Source organism: Candidatus Accumulibacter necessarius (assembly GCF_036625085.1).
Genome location: NZ_JAZKUM010000004.1, coordinates 408,663 through 423,987, shown reverse-complemented (window position 1 = coordinate 423,987; position 15,325 = coordinate 408,663). Strand labels below are relative to the sequence as shown.

Annotated in this window: 13 protein-coding genes and 1 pseudogene; 12 read left to right on the top strand and 2 right to left on the bottom strand. The window is 63.0% G+C overall.

The window, feature by feature from the left end; genetic code table 11:
• Nucleotides 1-11 precede the first annotated feature (11 nt).
• The 7 genes from hflK to V5B44_RS13155 all read left to right on the top strand — a co-directional run bounded on the left by hflK (nucleotide 12) and on the right by V5B44_RS13155 (nucleotide 6,653).
• Entirely contained in the window at nucleotides 12-1,283 is a 1,272-nt protein-coding gene (gene hflK / locus V5B44_RS13185; RefSeq protein WP_332359469.1) for an FtsH protease activity modulator HflK, read from the top strand.
• Between the two features lie 11 nt (nucleotides 1,284-1,294).
• Nucleotides 1,295-2,173: a protease modulator HflC gene (hflC, locus tag V5B44_RS13180; protein ID WP_434735445.1), complete on the top strand. Its 879-nt coding sequence runs from the start codon at nucleotides 1,295-1,297 to the stop codon at nucleotides 2,171-2,173.
• On the top strand, nucleotides 2,170-2,355 hold the full coding sequence (locus tag V5B44_RS13175) for a DUF2065 domain-containing protein (RefSeq protein ID WP_332359467.1): 186 nt from the start codon (nucleotides 2,170-2,172) through the stop codon (nucleotides 2,353-2,355). Before hflC ends, V5B44_RS13175 begins: the two co-directional genes overlap by 4 nt.
• A complete protein-coding gene (locus tag V5B44_RS13170) occupies nucleotides 2,352-3,515 on the top strand; it encodes an ATP phosphoribosyltransferase regulatory subunit (protein ID WP_332359466.1) in 1,164 nt (387 codons plus the stop codon). The genes V5B44_RS13175 and V5B44_RS13170 overlap by 4 nt, the downstream gene beginning before the upstream one ends.
• Nucleotides 3,515-4,822, top strand: coding sequence for an adenylosuccinate synthase (locus tag V5B44_RS13165; protein ID WP_332359465.1), 1,308 nt, complete (start codon nucleotides 3,515-3,517; stop codon nucleotides 4,820-4,822). Before V5B44_RS13170 ends, V5B44_RS13165 begins: the two co-directional genes overlap by 1 nt.
• Before the next feature lie 172 nt (nucleotides 4,823-4,994).
• Complete coding sequence (locus tag V5B44_RS13160) at nucleotides 4,995-6,023, top strand: hypothetical protein (RefSeq protein ID WP_332359464.1); 1,029 nt, start codon at nucleotides 4,995-4,997, stop codon at nucleotides 6,021-6,023.
• A gap of 144 nt (nucleotides 6,024-6,167) precedes the next feature.
• Nucleotides 6,168-6,653 carry a hypothetical protein gene (locus tag V5B44_RS13155; protein WP_332359463.1) on the top strand — a complete coding sequence of 162 codons (486 nt, stop codon included), beginning with the start codon at nucleotides 6,168-6,170 and terminating at the stop codon, nucleotides 6,651-6,653.
• Between the two features lie 164 nt (nucleotides 6,654-6,817).
• On the opposite strand, the gene V5B44_RS13150 is transcribed toward V5B44_RS13155, so the two are convergent.
• Nucleotides 6,818-8,767, bottom strand: coding sequence for a mechanosensitive ion channel domain-containing protein (locus tag V5B44_RS13150; protein WP_332359462.1), 1,950 nt, complete (start codon nucleotides 8,765-8,767; stop codon nucleotides 6,818-6,820).
• A 49-nt stretch (nucleotides 8,768-8,816) separates the two neighbouring features.
• On the bottom strand, nucleotides 8,817-9,119 hold the full coding sequence (locus tag V5B44_RS13145) for a hypothetical protein (protein WP_332359461.1): 303 nt from the start codon (nucleotides 9,117-9,119) through the stop codon (nucleotides 8,817-8,819).
• Nucleotides 9,120-9,578: 459 nt separating this feature from the next.
• On the opposite strand from V5B44_RS13145, the gene V5B44_RS13140 reads away from it, so the two are divergent.
• The 5 genes and pseudogenes from V5B44_RS13140 (at nucleotide 9,579) to V5B44_RS13120 (ending at nucleotide 15,176) form a co-directional block, all read left to right on the top strand.
• Nucleotides 9,579-10,547 carry a FecR family protein gene (locus tag V5B44_RS13140; protein WP_332359460.1) on the top strand — a complete coding sequence of 323 codons (969 nt, stop codon included), beginning with the start codon at nucleotides 9,579-9,581 and terminating at the stop codon, nucleotides 10,545-10,547.
• An 88-nt stretch (nucleotides 10,548-10,635) separates the two neighbouring features.
• Nucleotides 10,636-12,414 (top strand): CHASE2 domain-containing protein, encoded by a 1,779-nt coding sequence (locus tag V5B44_RS13135; protein ID WP_332359459.1) that lies wholly within the window; start codon nucleotides 10,636-10,638, stop codon nucleotides 12,412-12,414.
• A 159-nt stretch (nucleotides 12,415-12,573) separates the two neighbouring features.
• Nucleotides 12,574-14,412: an ABC transporter ATP-binding protein gene (locus tag V5B44_RS13130; RefSeq protein ID WP_332359458.1), complete on the top strand. Its 1,839-nt coding sequence runs from the start codon at nucleotides 12,574-12,576 to the stop codon at nucleotides 14,410-14,412.
• Nucleotides 14,369-14,755, top strand: a pseudogene (locus V5B44_RS26700) (phospholipase D-like domain-containing protein); the annotation flags it as partial. The gene V5B44_RS13130 and the pseudogene V5B44_RS26700, both read left to right, overlap by 44 nt.
• 94 nt (nucleotides 14,756-14,849) lie before the next feature.
• The gene (locus V5B44_RS13120) at nucleotides 14,850-15,176 is read left to right on the top strand and encodes a hypothetical protein (RefSeq protein ID WP_332359456.1); all 327 of its coding nucleotides are present in this window, start codon (nucleotides 14,850-14,852) and stop codon (nucleotides 15,174-15,176) included.
• Nucleotides 15,177-15,325: the final 149 nt, after the last annotated feature.

Below are 15,325 nucleotides of genomic sequence, written 5' to 3'. Positions count from 1 at the left end.
TTGGAGTGTTTATGTCGCTCAATGACCCACAGTGGGGCAATCGTGGCGGCGATGATGGTGGTGGCAGACGCCCCAATCAGGGACCACCCGACCTTGAGCAGTTGTGGCGTGACCTCAATCGCCGGCTCTCTGGCATCTTCGACAGGAAGCGTGCCGGCGGCGGGGGCGATCGCGGTGAGGGTGGTGGTGGGAGCCGGCCACCGGTCCAGTTCAATCCGAAGTTTCTTGGCGGAGGCATCGGATTGCTCCTGGTTCTGGTCGTGGTCGTCTGGCTCGCGAGCGGTTTCTACATTGTTGACGCCTCGCAGCGGGGACTCGTTCTCCAGTTCGGCCGCTATAAGGAGAGCACCGAGTCCGGCCTGCGCTGGCGACTGCCGTACCCGATCCAGGCGCATGAACTGGTGAACGTCTCGGGCGTCAGGACGCTGGAAATTGGCTATCGCGGCAGTGAAAAAAACAAGGTCCTCAAGGAAGCCCTGATGCTTACGGATGATGAGAACATCATCAACATCCAGTTTGCGGTGCAGTACATTCTCAAGGATCCCGTGGAGTACATCTTCAACAACCGGCATCCCGACGATGCCGTGATGCAGGTGGCGGAAACGTCCATCCGAGAAATCGTCGGCAAGAACAGGATGGATTTTGTCCTCTATGAAGGTCGCGAGCAGATTGCGGTCAATGCCTCGAAGTTGATGCAGGAGATCCTTGATCGCTACAAGACCGGCATCCTGATTTCCAAGGTCACGATGCAGAACGCACAACCACCGGAGCAGGTGCAGGCGGCGTTTGATGATGCTGTCAAGGCGTCGCAGGATCGCGAGCGGCAGAAGAACGAGGGTCAGGCCTACGCCAACGACGTGATCCCGAAGGCCCGCGGTACCGCTGCGCGGCTGATCGAGGAGGCAGAGGGCTACAAACAGCGGGTGATCGCCACTGCCGAGGGTGATGCGAGCCGTTTCCGGCAGATCAATGTCGAATACGCCAAGGCGCCGGAGGTGACGCGCAGCCGTATGTACCTCGAAACGATGCAGCAGGTCTATTCGAATACCAGCAAGGTGTTTATCGACAGCAAGGGTCAGGGCAATCTGCTCTATCTGCCGCTCGACAAGCTGATGCAGGCTGCCGGAGCGGTTGCCGCGTCACCAGCCGGTGGTAGCCCGGAGTTGCCGGTCGCTGCCCGAACGTCGCCGGCGATTTCCAACGAGGTGCCGCCACAGGTCGTCGAGAAGACCGAAGCGCGTTCGCGTGAGACCCTGCGGCAGCGTGATCGGGAGGCCCGCTGATGAGAGCCGGAATGAATGTCGTTGCGGCCATCTTCGTCGCCGTGCTGGTGGTTCTGGGTGCGACCATCTTTACTGTTGACCAGCGTCAACACGCCATCGTCTTCCAGTTGGGTGAGGTGCGTGAGGTGATCGAGGAACCGGGTCTGTACTGGAAGTGGCCCCTGATCCAGAACGTGCGCTATTTCGACAAGCGCATTCTGACCCTCGACAGTGCCGAGCCGGAACGTTTCATCACCTCGGAGAAGAAGAACGTTCTGGTCGATTCCTTCACCAAGTGGCGAATCATCGATCCAAAGCTGTATTACATTTCGGTTGCCGGTGATGAATCGCGGGCCAAGACGCGTTTGACGCAAACCGTGAATGCCGGTCTACGCGAAGAGTTCGGCAAGCGCACCGTGCATGATGTCGTCTCGGGCGAACGCGACAAGATCATGGAGCAGATGCGCGAGAAGGCTGATCTCGATGCACGCAAGATCGGCGTCCAGATCGTCGACGTGCGCGTCAAGCGGGTGGAGCTGCCGACTGACGTCAGCGATTCGGTCTATCGTCGCATGGATGCGGAGCGCAAGCGTGTGGCCAACGAGCTCCGTTCGCAGGGTTCTGCAGAGGCTGAGAAAATCCGGGCGGAAGCCGACAAGCAGCGTGAGGTGATTGTTGCCGAGGCTTATCGTGACGCGCAGAAGATGAAGGGTGAGGGCGACGCCAAGGCCGCCAGCACCTACGCCGAAGCGTTTGAAAAGAACCCTGAGTTCTACGCCTTCTATCGCAGCCTTGAAGCCTATCGCGGCAGCTTCAAGGGCAAGAACGACCTGATCGTGGTCGAGCCGAATTCGGACTTCTTCAAGTACATGAAGAGCATGGGCCGGGGTGGCGACAAAGCTGTCAAATGACTGACAACCTGTTGCTTGCCCTGGCCCTGATGCTGGTGCTGGAAGGCCTGCTGCCGTTTGTGGCGCCGAACGCCTGGCGCGAAACGTTCCGTCGTCTGATACGCTTTACCGACGGGCAGATACGTTTTGTTGGTCTGACGTCGATGCTGGTCGGGCTCGTGCTGTTGATGATCTTCAGATGAACTGGCTGTTGCCCGAACACATTGCTGACGCGCTGCCGTCGGAAGCTGCCCGGATTGAAGGGTTGCGGCGGACGCTGCTGGATCTGTTCCGGGTGCATGGTTACGAGTTGGTCATGCCACCCCTGCTCGAACACCTAGATTCCCTTCTCACCGGATCCGGGCAGGATCTGAAACTGCGTACGTTCAAACTCGTCGATCAGCTGTCCGGACGCACCCTCGGCGTGCGTGCCGACATGACGCCACAGGTCGCCCGCATCGACGCCCATTTGCTTAATCGCTGGGGAGTGGCGCGACTGTGTTATTGCGGCAGCGTGCTGCACACGCTGCCGGCGTCGCTGGCGGCGAGTCGCGAACCCATCCAGATCGGTGCCGAACTGTATGGCCATGCCGGGGTGGCGGCAGACCGCGAGGTCATCCGGCTGATGGCGGCTGTCCTGACCGCAGCCGGCTTACCCGCAGCGCGGGTTGATGTAGGCCATGTCGGCGTCTTTCGAGCGCTGGCGGCGGCGGCCGGTCTCGATGCCGATGTCGAAGGAACGCTGCTGGCATTGCTGCAAGCGAAAGACGTGCCGAGCCTTCGCGAATGCTGCCGAAAACTCGACGAGCCAGTACGCTCGGCGCTGCTGGGCCTGCCCGAGCTTTATGGAGGCGTCGAGATCCTCGCGGCGGCCACCAGGGTGCTGCCCGCCTTACCTGAAATCTCGACTGCTCTGGAGACCTTGCGGCAGTTGCAGAGGGCGTTGCCCGATTTGCCGCTGTCGTTTGATCTGGCCGACTTGCGCGGCTACCATTATCACAACGGTGTCGTGTTTGCTGCCTATTGTCCGGGGTTTTCGAGTGCCATTGCCCGTGGTGGCCGCTATGACGGCGTTGGCAAGGCCTTTGGCCGCGAGCGACCAGCGACCGGTTTCTCTTTGGATCTGCGAGAACTGGCGCGGCTGGCTGCGGCTGGACCGGAGACGGGGGCAATCCTGGCGCCCTGCTCCGCGGCCGATGAGGCACTCGCGACGTTGCTTGCGGTGCTGCGCCAGAAGGGTCAGATCGTCGTCGAAATGTTACCGGGCGAGACCAGCAGCGAAGGGCCGCTATGCGACCGCCAACTGCGCGAACGCGACGGGCAGTGGCTGATTGAGCCAATCAACAGGAACGGATCACCATAATGGCAAGAAATGTCGTGGTCGTGGGCACCCAATGGGGCGACGAGGGCAAGGGCAAGATTGTTGACTGGCTGACCGATCATGCCAGAGGTGTGGTACGTTTTCAGGGTGGTCACAACGCCGGTCACACGCTGGTTGTCGGCGACAAGGTCTACAAGCTCAATCTGGTTCCCTCGGGGATTGTGCGTGACGGTGTCGGTTGCTTCATCGGCAACGGCGTCGTACTGGATATCCATCACCTGATCAGCGAAGTCCGGGTACTCGAGTCCGGCGGCATCGACGTTCGCTCCCGTCTCAGGATCAGCCCGGGTTGTCCGATCATCCTCGCCTACCATTCGGCTCTCGATCACGCGCGGGAAGCGTTCAAGTGCGCGGATGTCCGGATCGGCACCACTGGCAAGGGTATTGGTCCGGCCTACGAGGACAAGGTGGCGAGGCGGGCGCTGCGGGTATATGACCTGTTCCATCCTGGCCGTTTTGCCGAAAAGCTGAAGGAAAACCTCGACTATCACAACTTTGTCCTGACCCGCTATTTGGGATCGAAAGCGGTCGATTTCGATACCGTTCTGGCGCAGGCGATGGCTGATGCGGAGGAGATCAAGCCGCTGGTCACCGACGTTTCGGCGGCGTTGCACGCGCTCAACGAGGCGGGCCATAACCTGTTGTTCGAAGGCGCACAGGGCGCTCTGCTCGACATCGATCACGGAACCTATCCTTTCGTCACATCATCGAACTGCGTTGCTGGCCAGGCGGCAGCTGGTTCTGGAGTTGGTCCGGGGATGCTGCATTATGTGCTGGGAATCACCAAGGCCTATTGCACGCGCGTCGGTGGTGGCCCCTTCCCGAGTGAGCTCGATATCGAACACGAGGGCCTGCCGGGCCATCAGATGTCGCAAAAGGGCTGCGAGTTCGGGACCGTCACCGGACGCAAGCGCCGCTGTGGCTGGCTCGATGCGGCAGCGCTCAAACGTTCGATCCAGATCAACGGCGTGACCGGTCTGTGTATTACCAAGCTCGACGTGCTCGACGGCCTGCCGGAACTAAAGATCTGTACCGCCTACCGGCTCGACGGGGGGACCGTCGATCTGCTGCCGATGGGGGCGGATGAGGTGGCCGATTGTCAGCCAGTGCTAGAAACCCTGCCGGGCTGGTCCGAGTCCACCGTCGGCGCCAACGCGATGGAGGCCCTTCCGGTCGCGGCGCGTGCCTACCTCGCGCGCATCGAGGAGCTGTGCGGGATTCCGGTGGACATCGTGTCAACCGGTCCCGAGCGCCGGGAAACCATCGTCCGGCGGCACCCTCTGAAGTGATCACCGAGATTGCGGGCCGGGGCGCTGCTTGAAACCCTGCGGGTCGGAGTGGACTTGCCGCCGCCGTCGGGAAGTGTTGGACGGAAGCGGCGGTGGGCAGCGCTGGTTTTGTCCCCGTGTGCAGGCCGCGGTGGAATGATGCAGCGATCGCTCGCTGGTACGGGAGGTTGGCATGGGCATTCTCGACTGGTTCAAGAACCGACCGGCTCAATTCGATCCGGACAGGGTTTCCGAGGAACTGATCCGCGGTGCCACCGATAAGGCCATCACCGTCACCAACCCGCGCCTGATCGTGCTTTCGTCATGCCACCAGCGCCTGGCGCCGGCGGTTGCTACCACGATCGAGTTCCTGCGGGGAATGGTCAAGGCGCTGCCGGAGGCACGCCCGCTTTCGTCGACCATCTGGGCTACTGATCCAGCGTTGCGGGCATTCTTCGTGGCCCCCACCGACATTCCGGCGGTGCTTGGACGATCAGACAATCTGCGCACCTTGTTTGACAAGTTTCCCGAACTCGATGAGGCCTGTCTGGTTCTCGGCATGGCCTTCAACGAGCAGCAGACCTTCGGGATGGCGTTGCATGGCGACATGGTTCAGCGTGATGTGGTTCAGACCAGCGTCAGTTTCTCGGACCATCGAACGCATCTTTGCGGGCGGGACGAGGGCAGGCTGCAGCGTGTCATCGGGACCCAGGCTTACGAGTACCTGCTTGCCCAGGCGTTGGCCGAGATTGGCGAGGATCGCGCGGAAAGGCAGGAACTGGAGGCCAACCGAGCATTGATCAGGGCACGCCTGCGCCTGCTGCGGCAACAGGGGCCCGGTCTTGGCTCGATGTTCGGCCAGGCGCCGTCGGCGCGCAGTGAGCAGGCCAGACTCGAGCAGGAGTTGCTTGAAAACGAGCGCCAGTTGGCCGCGGTCGGCAGCAGTGAGTCTTCGCTGGAAATGGAGCTTGGCTGTCTGAAGGAGGTGCTGGAGAATCCGGAGCGGTATCTGCGCATGGAGCCCAGGCAGGTGCGAGTCAACGCGCTGAACGTGGTAAGCGAGCAAGGGAGTGCCGAAGAGGCTGCCGAAGTGGATTTCCACATCGCCGACCTGACCGGCGCTCCGACTGTGCGGCGAGCATTCGTGCTGGCGCGCGTCGCGCGCGCCGAATTGCCTTTGCCGCAAAAGATCAATTTTGACGATGCCGCACGTTATCTTTGATGGGTTCACCGTGGTTTGCCTCGTCGGCGCGCGAGGGATCCATCGTCAATGCAGCTTTCCGGCACGGCGATCACCAGGGGACTTCCCCTCAACAAGCCAGGAACGTGTTTTCGCACGTTTGCCATGGCGCTAGGAGAATCAGACATGAAACGAGAGCAAGTTCGTGATCAGTTGCTAGCCCCGGTCCTGCAATGGACCCGCCTGGGACGGCAGGCCAACAAGCTGATGGTCGGGTCGATGGAGGTCATCAGTTACCGCAGCAGCCGTCTCTTTCGCGGCGCTACGCTTCGCGAGCAGCATGACTGGCCAGAAATGGGCCTGATGGCGAAGGAGAAGATCGCGGTGCCGATTGAGGCCGCGGTCGCCATGACCTCGGCGCTTCAGAGCGAGACGCAGCAGTTCGTCAGCGAGATCGGTCAGGCAACCTTGACGGTCGCCGGCAGCATGATGGCCCTGGCCACCAGTCGCAGCACCGAGGAGTTTGGCGCCCGGCAGCTGGCGCTTGGTGAGGCGATGATCGGTGCCGCATTAAGCTGGTATCAGGTCTTCGGTCGCGCCGCCGAGGTTGCCGAGCAGGGCCTCCGGCCGATCCTGCGTCAGGTGACGGATAACGCTGAACGGCTCAGCTAGCGCTCTTCGGACAAGCGCGGCTACCTGGTGGCTATCGTTCCATAGGTGCTGGTCGAACTGCTCAAGCCCGAGCTGGTTGAGGTTGCCGTCTGATGCCGCTGGTTTCTGGCAATGGCCGGTCGTTAGCCGGCTGGTGGTCGCATTCCGGCTGTGCCAGTCGCCGGTCAGGCCGCTGAACCCACCTCCTTGCCCGCCGGCGCGATGCGCACCGCCAGCGGTTGCGAGGCATCGAAACGGATGTCGCGCTGCGGAAAAGGAATGGCAATGCCCGCCGCGCCCAGGCGTTTCTCGATGGCAAAGCGCAGGTCGCTATCAATCCGGCGCGAGTCGTTCGCCAGCTCGCCCCAGTAAACCAGGACCATCAGCAGCGCGCTGTCAGCAAAGTCCTCGAAATAGACCTCTGGCGGCGGTTTCTTCAGTACCTGTCCGTGATCCTCGGCACATCCGGCGATTATTTCGGCAGCTTCCCGAACCGGTGAGCCGTAGGCAATGCCGATGCGGATTTCCCGCCGTCTGCGCGTATCCGAGTAGGTCCAGTTGACCACCTGATTCTCGAGAAAACTGGAGTTCGGGACCACCGCCTCGACGCCATCGAAGCCGCGTACCGTCGAGGCACGCAGGTCAACGGCGACGACACGGCCGGTCATGCCGCCCAGTGCGATGATGTCGCCCACCCGAATCTTGCGTTCGAAGAGAATGATGATGCCGCTGATCACGTTCTTGATGATTGTCTGCGTACCAAAGCCGATGCCGATAGCCAGCGCACCACCCATGAAGGCAAAGGCAGTCAGCGGGATGCGTGCCAGGTTGAGGATGAAGACCAGCAGCACCAAACCAAGTGCAATCATCGCCCAACGGCGCACCACAATCGCCACCTGTTCGTTGACTTTGAAGCGGGTGACCATCAGCCGCTGCAGCCGCCTCGCGAGCAGTGCGAACAGCCAGTAGCCGACCAGGAACAGGAGCAGCGCGCCTATGCTCTTGCCGATGGTCACCCCGTAGCTGACGGTGACCGTCTTGCCGTCGATGAGTGTCGAGTCCTCGACGGCGAACATTTCGAAGTTCCAGATTCCCTTCATCGTCTGCGCCAATTGCAGGGCGACGAGTTTCCAGTCTTCAGAGCTGGCGCTCTTGCCCTGAAAGCCGAAGTCGTCCAGCCAGCGCTGGATCTGCTGCTGCAGCCGGCTGCTGATCCGCTCGACGCGCTGGTAGGCCAGCAGCCGTTCCTTCATGGTGGCGAGCAGCTCGGCCTGCTGGGCAGCGGATGCGGCGTCGGAGGTGCCGGCGTCAACACGCAACTCCTGGTCCCTGACCTCGACGCGCGCTGCCTGCTGCAGTTCCTCAAAGACCTGTTTCCGGCTTGCGAGTTCAGACCAGGCCTGGCTCAGCCCGGTGATCACCGCCTGTCTGGTGGCGGCGTCCTCGGACTGCAGGCCGACGTAGCGTTGCGCCCAGGCGTCGCTGCTTCCCTGTACCAGGATCTGAAGCCAGGTCAGGGTCATCAACTGGATCCGTTCGGTTTCCAGTTTCGCGTCCAGAAGTTGTAGCTGGCGCGCTTCCTGTGGAGCGGCGCCGTCAGCCCGCGCCACGACTTTGCGCAGCCTTTCGCGTTCGGCAGCACGGCGGGTATTGGCAGCGACAAGCGTATCGATCTCGGAGTTCAGCCGGCTCAGTTCCTTGCGCAGCATCGCCTGCTGCTGCTCGAGTTCGTCCTTGCTCAGGCGTTGCTCTGGCAGTACCCTGGCCAGCAGATGCTCGATCTCCGTGCGGAAGGTCTTCAAGCCCTGCATCTCCAGAGCACTCCGTTCCTGGCCGAGGCCGATGTTGGCCAGATTGGCCTCGGCCAATTGGCGGCGCAGAGTAGCCATCTCCAGAGTCTGTCGTCCTTTCTCGACCTCTTCCTGGCCCTTGGTTCGGGTCAGCTTGTCCTCTGCCAGGCGGATCGCTTCGCTGGCTCGCCGCTGCTCCTCGACCTGGCCGGCCTTGAGCGTTTCCAGCGCCCGTTCGGTCGCCATCAGCCGCTGCAAGCGCTGCTTTACCGCCTCGTGTTCATCGCGCACGGCATCAACGCGCAACGCCGAATAGGGCGGCGGACCAGCGAAATCAGCGATCAAGGCTTGCTTTCTCGGGTCTTCGGGTGGCGACCGCCCCAACTCATCGAGTTCATCGAGCGAGGCTGAGCTGCTCGATGAAGGCGATGACCAGACGATCCAGAATCCGCTGGCGGTCGCTCACCAGCAGACCCGGCGCATCGCTGCCTGGATCCGGCCTGGTTTGCCCCGCTTCCTGCTGCCGGCGTGCTTCGGCCAACTGGGCTTCGGCCTTGGCGCGCGGGTCGACCTTATCGGCTGCCGCGGCGGCCTTCGGCGCCTCGGCCTTTGGCTTGAGAAGCGCAAACTGGGCGTGGCCCAGCGGCGCGAACAGCGCCACCCAGAGGATGACAAGTGCCTGCAGTCGGATGATCATCGATGCTGGCTCCCGGGCAGGACAGGCGCGCGCGCCGCGGCCGCCGAAAAGCCGGAGATGCGGGCGGGAGAATGCTTCCGGATGGGGGCCCTGCGGCGGCGACGGACGCTGGTGAAACGTGTCAAGGGGCAGGTGGGCGAGGGCACGAGAAGGCTTTCTTGAAGATGGTTGCCGTAGTATGGCAAGCAAGGGATTCCGACGTCCAGCGAATCGGCGAGGAATCCCGCTGGTTGGCGCTTTCGGGCTGAAGACGGTTTGCCATGCTTGGCGGTATGGAGAACAGGCCGTTTGTCTTTCGTATGGCGAAGGAAGATAATTCAAGCGTCGTTTCGTCCAGTTTGTGACCCGCTCGCGGGGATGTCGCAGTGGTTTGTGCTGGCCTGGTCACGCTCGATCCGAACGTTGATCGTCCCGGCGCGACAGCCGATGCCAGCGACGCATAACGCAAGGGAGGCGCGCATGACATTGCCCGGACATCGAAGCCTCACCCAACACGGGGGGGCACTTTCGCTCTGGCTCAGAGTGGGCTGGCTGGTCGTGTCTTGTCTCGCCCTGAGCGGTTGCTCTTCAATCACCCTGAACGCTGTCGTGGAGGGTCGGTTGGTCGCTGGCGGGCCGATCCCGGGGGTCGAGGTCATTCGTCAGGGCGTTCGCTCGCCAGTGCAGGACAACATGGGCTTGCAGCCAGGCGACGAAATCCGCACGGGTCCGCAGACGATAGCTGTGCTCAGTTTCATTGACGGTGCCAGGGTCTTCGTACAGCCGGGGACGCATATCCGGATCGGCTCGGTCTTCGTCTATTTCGGTGAAGTCCTGGTGAAGGTCAGGGGCTACTTCCAGGTAGAGACCAGATACGCAACAGCCGGATCGGAGGGAACCCAATACCTGGTTCGGGTTGATCCCGGAGATCAGGTCAGGGTTGTCGTGGCCGAGGGCAGGGTCGGACTTGTTTCCCGGTCCCGGGGTTGGAACAAGGCCATCCTCGGCGTCGGGCAAGGTGCCTGGCTGGTCGGCTTGGACGCCCCCGTCGGCTTTCCTCCGGCGACTCCTTCCGAGATCGAAGACATCCGCCGGCGCATTCAGGCGCTGGATGCGCTCGTTCCGCAACCTGCAGAACTCGGGCCGCTATTGGGTGGCGGTGCGGCCGTTGGTGCAGGGATTGGCTTGGGGTGGTTGTTGAAGGACAAGCACAGAGATGACGCTGAGCGCAGCCCGACCGATCCTCCACGCGGCCGTGGCCGCGTTCCTGTACCGCAAGACGAGACGTCGCCGCCGGTCAGGGATCCGCACAGGGAGGACGCTGATCGCAGCCTTACTGATTCCTTGCGCCGCCGCGGCCGTGCTCCTGTGGAGCAGGACCAGACGTTGACGCCAGGCTTGAGACCAAAGCTTCCATCAACACCGCAGGACAGCGACAGACTGCGCTAAGGGCGTTGTCAACGACCGCCGTGCTCCCGGGTTCGAATGGTCGAACATGCCAGACTACAGGCAAGTGCTCCCCGACTAAGGAAAGAGGATGCCCAGTCTCTTCATCAGTTATCGCCGCGAAGATACCGTCGCCTACGCGGGGCGCCTCTACGATCACCTCGGCAATCACTTTGGTGCCGACAAAGTCTTCATGGATATTGGCCAGATTGCGCCTGGCGAGGATTTTGTCGAGGTTCTCGAGGCGAGGATCCGAAGCAGCGAGGTGGTCATTGCACTGATCGGACCGGCGTGGTTGAGCGTCAGCAACGAGCAGGGCCGCCGGCTCGACCAGGCGGACGATTTTGTACGTTACGAACTTGCTGCCGCGCTAGCGCAGGGCAAGCGCCTGATTCCGGTGCTGGTGGGTGGCGCGAGGATGCCTAATGCCAAGGAACTGCCGGCGGCCATCGGCGCCTTGGCGCGCTGTCAGGCACACCCGGTCGACGACACGCGTTTCGAGTATGACCTCGACGCACTCATTCGATCGATCGAGCGGCGGCCATCGCTGCTGCGGCAGTTCATGCAGCTCGCCAGTACCGAGCGGCTGCGCAGATGGCGGCAGGGAATCGCGGCGAGCATCGCTCTGCTGATGCTGTTCGGCGGCTGGGTGCAGTTGTTTGACGTATTCGGAATCGATGCCCGGATCGAGAGCTACACCATGGCGCTCGGTGATCTGGTCTCGAGTGTCCCGCTTAGCGAGCGGATCGTGATCGTCAGTTTTGGTCAGCGGTCCGAGGCCCGGCTCGGAAGTCCCGGGCCTGGCTGGCGCCACGAACACGCGCGACTGATCGATCGGCTCGTCGATGGCGGCGCCAAGGTCATTGCCTTCGACCTGTTCTTCGAGAAGCCCGGTTCGGCTGACGCCGAACTGCTCGCAGCGATTCGTCGCGCCAGGGAACGTGGCAGCCAGGTTTTCGTCGGCGTCAGACAACTTCTGGCTGGCCGCCCGGCTCTCACTGGTGGGCTGAGCGAAACGGCCAGCGGTGCCGGTCTGCTGTGCATCGGTGGCAGGATCGCCTATGCCTCGATCGCTCCCCTGGCCGTGGTGAAAATCGCTGCCACCGCCGGGAGCAGTGGTTCGGGTGCCCTGGGTGACAATGGCAGGTTTCCCGCCCTGGGCCTGCTTGCGGCAGGTGCGGCAACGCTTGCCATTGACGAAAGGCGGCGACAGCTGACGATCGTCAGCGACCGTGGCCAGATATTGTGGCAGGGGCCGCTGCAGTCCGTCAGACCACAGGTCGAAGCTTCCGGCGAGTCGAGCAGTGATTGCCCGCTGTTGACGGCTGGTGACCAGGTGGCCGAGGCGATGATTCGGCTGGCGCCGGTGGCGGCCTGGCGCGACCCGTCGCGCCGCCATGACTTCGAACAAGTCGTTGGGCCGGGCGCCGGCGTCAAGCCGGGCCAGCTGGATGGCAAGATCGTCCTGGTCGGGGATGCACGACCGGGAAAGGACGAGTTCCGGGTCCTGCAGGGGTTGCGCCCGGAACTGCGCCACGGTGTCGAGCTGCATGCCGACGTGGTCAACAACCTGCTTCAGGGAGTCCATGTCCGCCGTCTGGGGGCGACACCGCAGTTCCTCCTGATGTTGGTCCTGGCCGCGGCAGGTGGCTGGCTGCGTGTATTCAGGCCGGCCACGTCAGTACTCGCGCGCCGCTTGCTGGTGTTCGCCGTTGTGTTGGCTTACCTCGCGCTGACCATCGTGATCTACACGAGCTCTGGCGTGCTGCTCAACACCGCCTATCACATCGGTGCGTTCCTGTTGTCGTACTGGCTGCTTGGCAGGCTCACACTTCACTGGCGGCAGGTGACCCGCGATCCCCGTCCGTGACCTGTGGCGGTCAATCGGGCAGGAGCGGCCGGTTCCCGGGCTCTGCAGTGCCTGCCGCGGGTGTCTTTTTCGGCACCGCAGGTACCAGCGATGGGGCTCCCTTGACCATACACCAGTGCGGCGCTAGAGTCTGCCCTGCCCATAACGAGAACCGAGACAATGACCGGACAGGTTTCCGGCAGGCAAACTGCCGCCAGCAACAAGCTCCGCTTGGTGAAGGATCTTCTGGGGCCCTACCACCGCTGGGTAATGGTCATCTTGGCGGCCATGTTGGTTGAGACAGCGATGTCGCTGGCCGGGCCGTGGCCGCTCAAGATCATCCTTGACAACGTGGTCGGGAGCCACAAGCCCCCCGGTTGGCTAGACGCGCTGCGCTTCATCGACCTTGGCGGTGACAAGATGGAACTCGCCGCCGTCGCCGGGGCGGCCGTGCTGGTGATCGCACTGGTGGGGGCTCTGGCGAGCTACATCGACAACTACTATACCGAGAGTGTCAGCCAGTGGGTCGCGCACGACCTGCGCATGCGTGTATACGACCACCTGCAGCGCCTGTCGCTGGGCTACTACGACACCCACCAGACTGGACCAATCCTGTCCACGCTGACCTCTGACATCAAGACCATCCAGGGTTTCGCTTCGTCGGGAACGCTCGGTATCCTGGTCGACCTGCTGACCATCGTCGGGATGCTGGGAATCATGTTCTGGCTCGATTGGGATTTCGCGCTGGTCGCTGTCGGCGTGACACCGTTTCTGCTGCTGTTCGTCGCGCGCTTCAACCGCGAGGTGAAGGACGCGACGCACGAGGTGCGCCGCTATCAGAGCGATATCGTCGCCGTCGTGCAGCAGGGTCTGGAGTCGATCCGCATCGTCAAGGCCTTTGGCCGCCAGGAGCTCGAGGAGAATCAGCTCGCTACGGTCAGCCACGCCACAGTCGACGCGGCACTGGCCGCGCGCCGGGTGAAGTCGCTGCTCTCGCCGGCGGTATCGATCACCGTTGCCCTGTGTACCGGCTATGTCCTCTGGCGCGGTACCGGGCTGGTGCTCAGGGACGTGATGACGCTCGGTGCACTGACCGTCTTCCTCACCTACCTGAGCAAGTTCTTCAAGCCCGTGCAGGATCTGGCGAAGATGAGCAACACCATCGCCCAGACGGCAGTGGCGATCGAGCGCATCCAGACCATTCTCGACACCGACGACATTCTGCCGGTCAAGCCGGACGCGCGCGATCCCGGGGACGCTGCGCGGCGAGATCTCGTTCGAGAACGTCGCCTTCGCCTACACCCCCGAGGCGAAGGTCCTGACCAACGTCGTCTGCCAGCATCGCGCCGGGACAGACTCGTCGGCGTCGTCGGCCCCACCGGCGGCGGCAAGTCGACCGTGGTGAGCATGATCCCGCGCTTCTACGACCCGAGTGCCGGCACGGTACGCATCGACGGCGTCGACGTCCGCGACTTCGACCTGCAGGCGCTGCGCCGGCAGGTCGGCTTCGTGCTCCAGGACACCTCGCTCTTTCACGGCACGATCCGCGACAACATCGCCTATGGCCGACCCGGGGCGACCCTTGATGAGGTCAGCGAAGCGGCGCGGCTGGCCAACGCCGACGAGTTCATCGCCCGGATGGCGCATGGCTACGACACGATGGTCGGCGAGCGCGGCATGACGCTCTCGGGCGGCCAGCGTCAACGTATCGGCATTGCCCGGGCCGATCGTCCGCAACGCGCCGATCCTGATCCTCGACGAACCCACCGCGGCGCTCGATACCGAGTCCGAGAAGCTCGTCATCGACGCGCTCGAAAAGCTGATGAAGGGGCGCACGGTGATCACCATCGCTCATCGCCTGTCGACCATCCGCCACGCCGACAAGATCATCGTCCTCAAAGGCGGCGTCGTCGCCGAACAGGGCACCCACGACGAATTGCTCGCGCCTCGGCGGCGTCTATGCCGAGCTCTACCGATGCCCAGGTCCAGCCTGCGTCGCCGATCGGCGCGCCGGGCTGAACTCTCGCCAACCGACCACCAGGAGCTTCCAACTCGCATGCACCGTTCCCTGATTGTCCTGCCTGACGATACGGCGGCCAGCCGCTTCGTCGATGCCATCGCCGCGGCGAAGCAGTCGCTGCGGATCAAGATTTTCCTTTTCTCCGACCCGGGTCTGCTCGCCGCGGTCATCGATGCGCAGCGGCGCGGCGTGCAAAGTGCGGGTCATGTTGAACCCGGCCCGGCGCAGCGGCGAGGCCGAGAAAACGAGGCGACGCGCATGGCGCTCGAGGCCGCCGGCGTCGAGGTACAGGACAGCAACCCGGCCTTCGACATCACGCACGAGAAGTCGCTGGTGATCGATGGCCAGACGGCGTTCATCCAGTCGCTCAACTGGGAGACGAAAAATCTCACCGAAACCCGGGACTTACGCCGTCGTCACCTCGCACCGGCACGAAGTGGACGAGGTCGTCCAGTGTTTCGACGCCGACTGGCAGCGCCAGCCCTTCGATCCGGGCCAGGAAGCGCATCTCATCTGGTGCAACATCAACGGCCGCAACCGCGTCGCGCGCTTCATCGACGCCGCCCAGGAGTCCCTTTTCCTGCAGAACGAGCGCTACCAGGACGAGGTGATCATCGAGCGTCTGGTGCGCGCCACGCGCCGCGGCGTGAAGCTGCACGTGCTCGCCCGGCCGGCGCACTTTCTCAAGAAGGGCAAGCTCGTCGAAGGCGTCGAGGGGCTGCGCATCCTCGCAGGATCTTGGGCGCCAAGGTGCACCGCCTGAAGGGGCTGAAGCTGCACGCCAAGCTGATGCTGGCCGACAGCACGCGGAGTCATCATCGGCTCGATCAACCTCGCTCCCGGCAAGCTTCGACAGCCGGCGCGAACTGGCCATCGAGGTGCAGGACGAGGCGGTCGATCCGGCGCGTGCGG

Coding starts and splice junctions, on each gene's coding strand:
- hflK (WP_332359469.1), top strand. CDS start 12: ATGTCGCTCAATGACCCACAGTGGGGCAATCGTGGCGGCGATGATGGT.
- hflC (WP_434735445.1), top strand. CDS start 1,295: ATGAATGTCGTTGCGGCCATCTTCGTCGCCGTGCTGGTGGTTCTGGGT.
- V5B44_RS13175 (WP_332359467.1), top strand. CDS start 2,170: ATGACTGACAACCTGTTGCTTGCCCTGGCCCTGATGCTGGTGCTGGAA.
- V5B44_RS13170 (WP_332359466.1), top strand. CDS start 2,352: ATGAACTGGCTGTTGCCCGAACACATTGCTGACGCGCTGCCGTCGGAA.
- V5B44_RS13165 (WP_332359465.1), top strand. CDS start 3,515: ATGGCAAGAAATGTCGTGGTCGTGGGCACCCAATGGGGCGACGAGGGC.
- V5B44_RS13160 (WP_332359464.1), top strand. CDS start 4,995: ATGGGCATTCTCGACTGGTTCAAGAACCGACCGGCTCAATTCGATCCG.
- V5B44_RS13155 (WP_332359463.1), top strand. CDS start 6,168: ATGAAACGAGAGCAAGTTCGTGATCAGTTGCTAGCCCCGGTCCTGCAA.
- V5B44_RS13145 (WP_332359461.1), bottom strand. CDS start 9,119: ATGATCATCCGACTGCAGGCACTTGTCATCCTCTGGGTGGCGCTGTTC.
- V5B44_RS13140 (WP_332359460.1), top strand. CDS start 9,579: ATGACATTGCCCGGACATCGAAGCCTCACCCAACACGGGGGGGCACTT.
- V5B44_RS13135 (WP_332359459.1), top strand. CDS start 10,636: ATGCCCAGTCTCTTCATCAGTTATCGCCGCGAAGATACCGTCGCCTAC.
- V5B44_RS13130 (WP_332359458.1), top strand. CDS start 12,574: ATGACCGGACAGGTTTCCGGCAGGCAAACTGCCGCCAGCAACAAGCTC.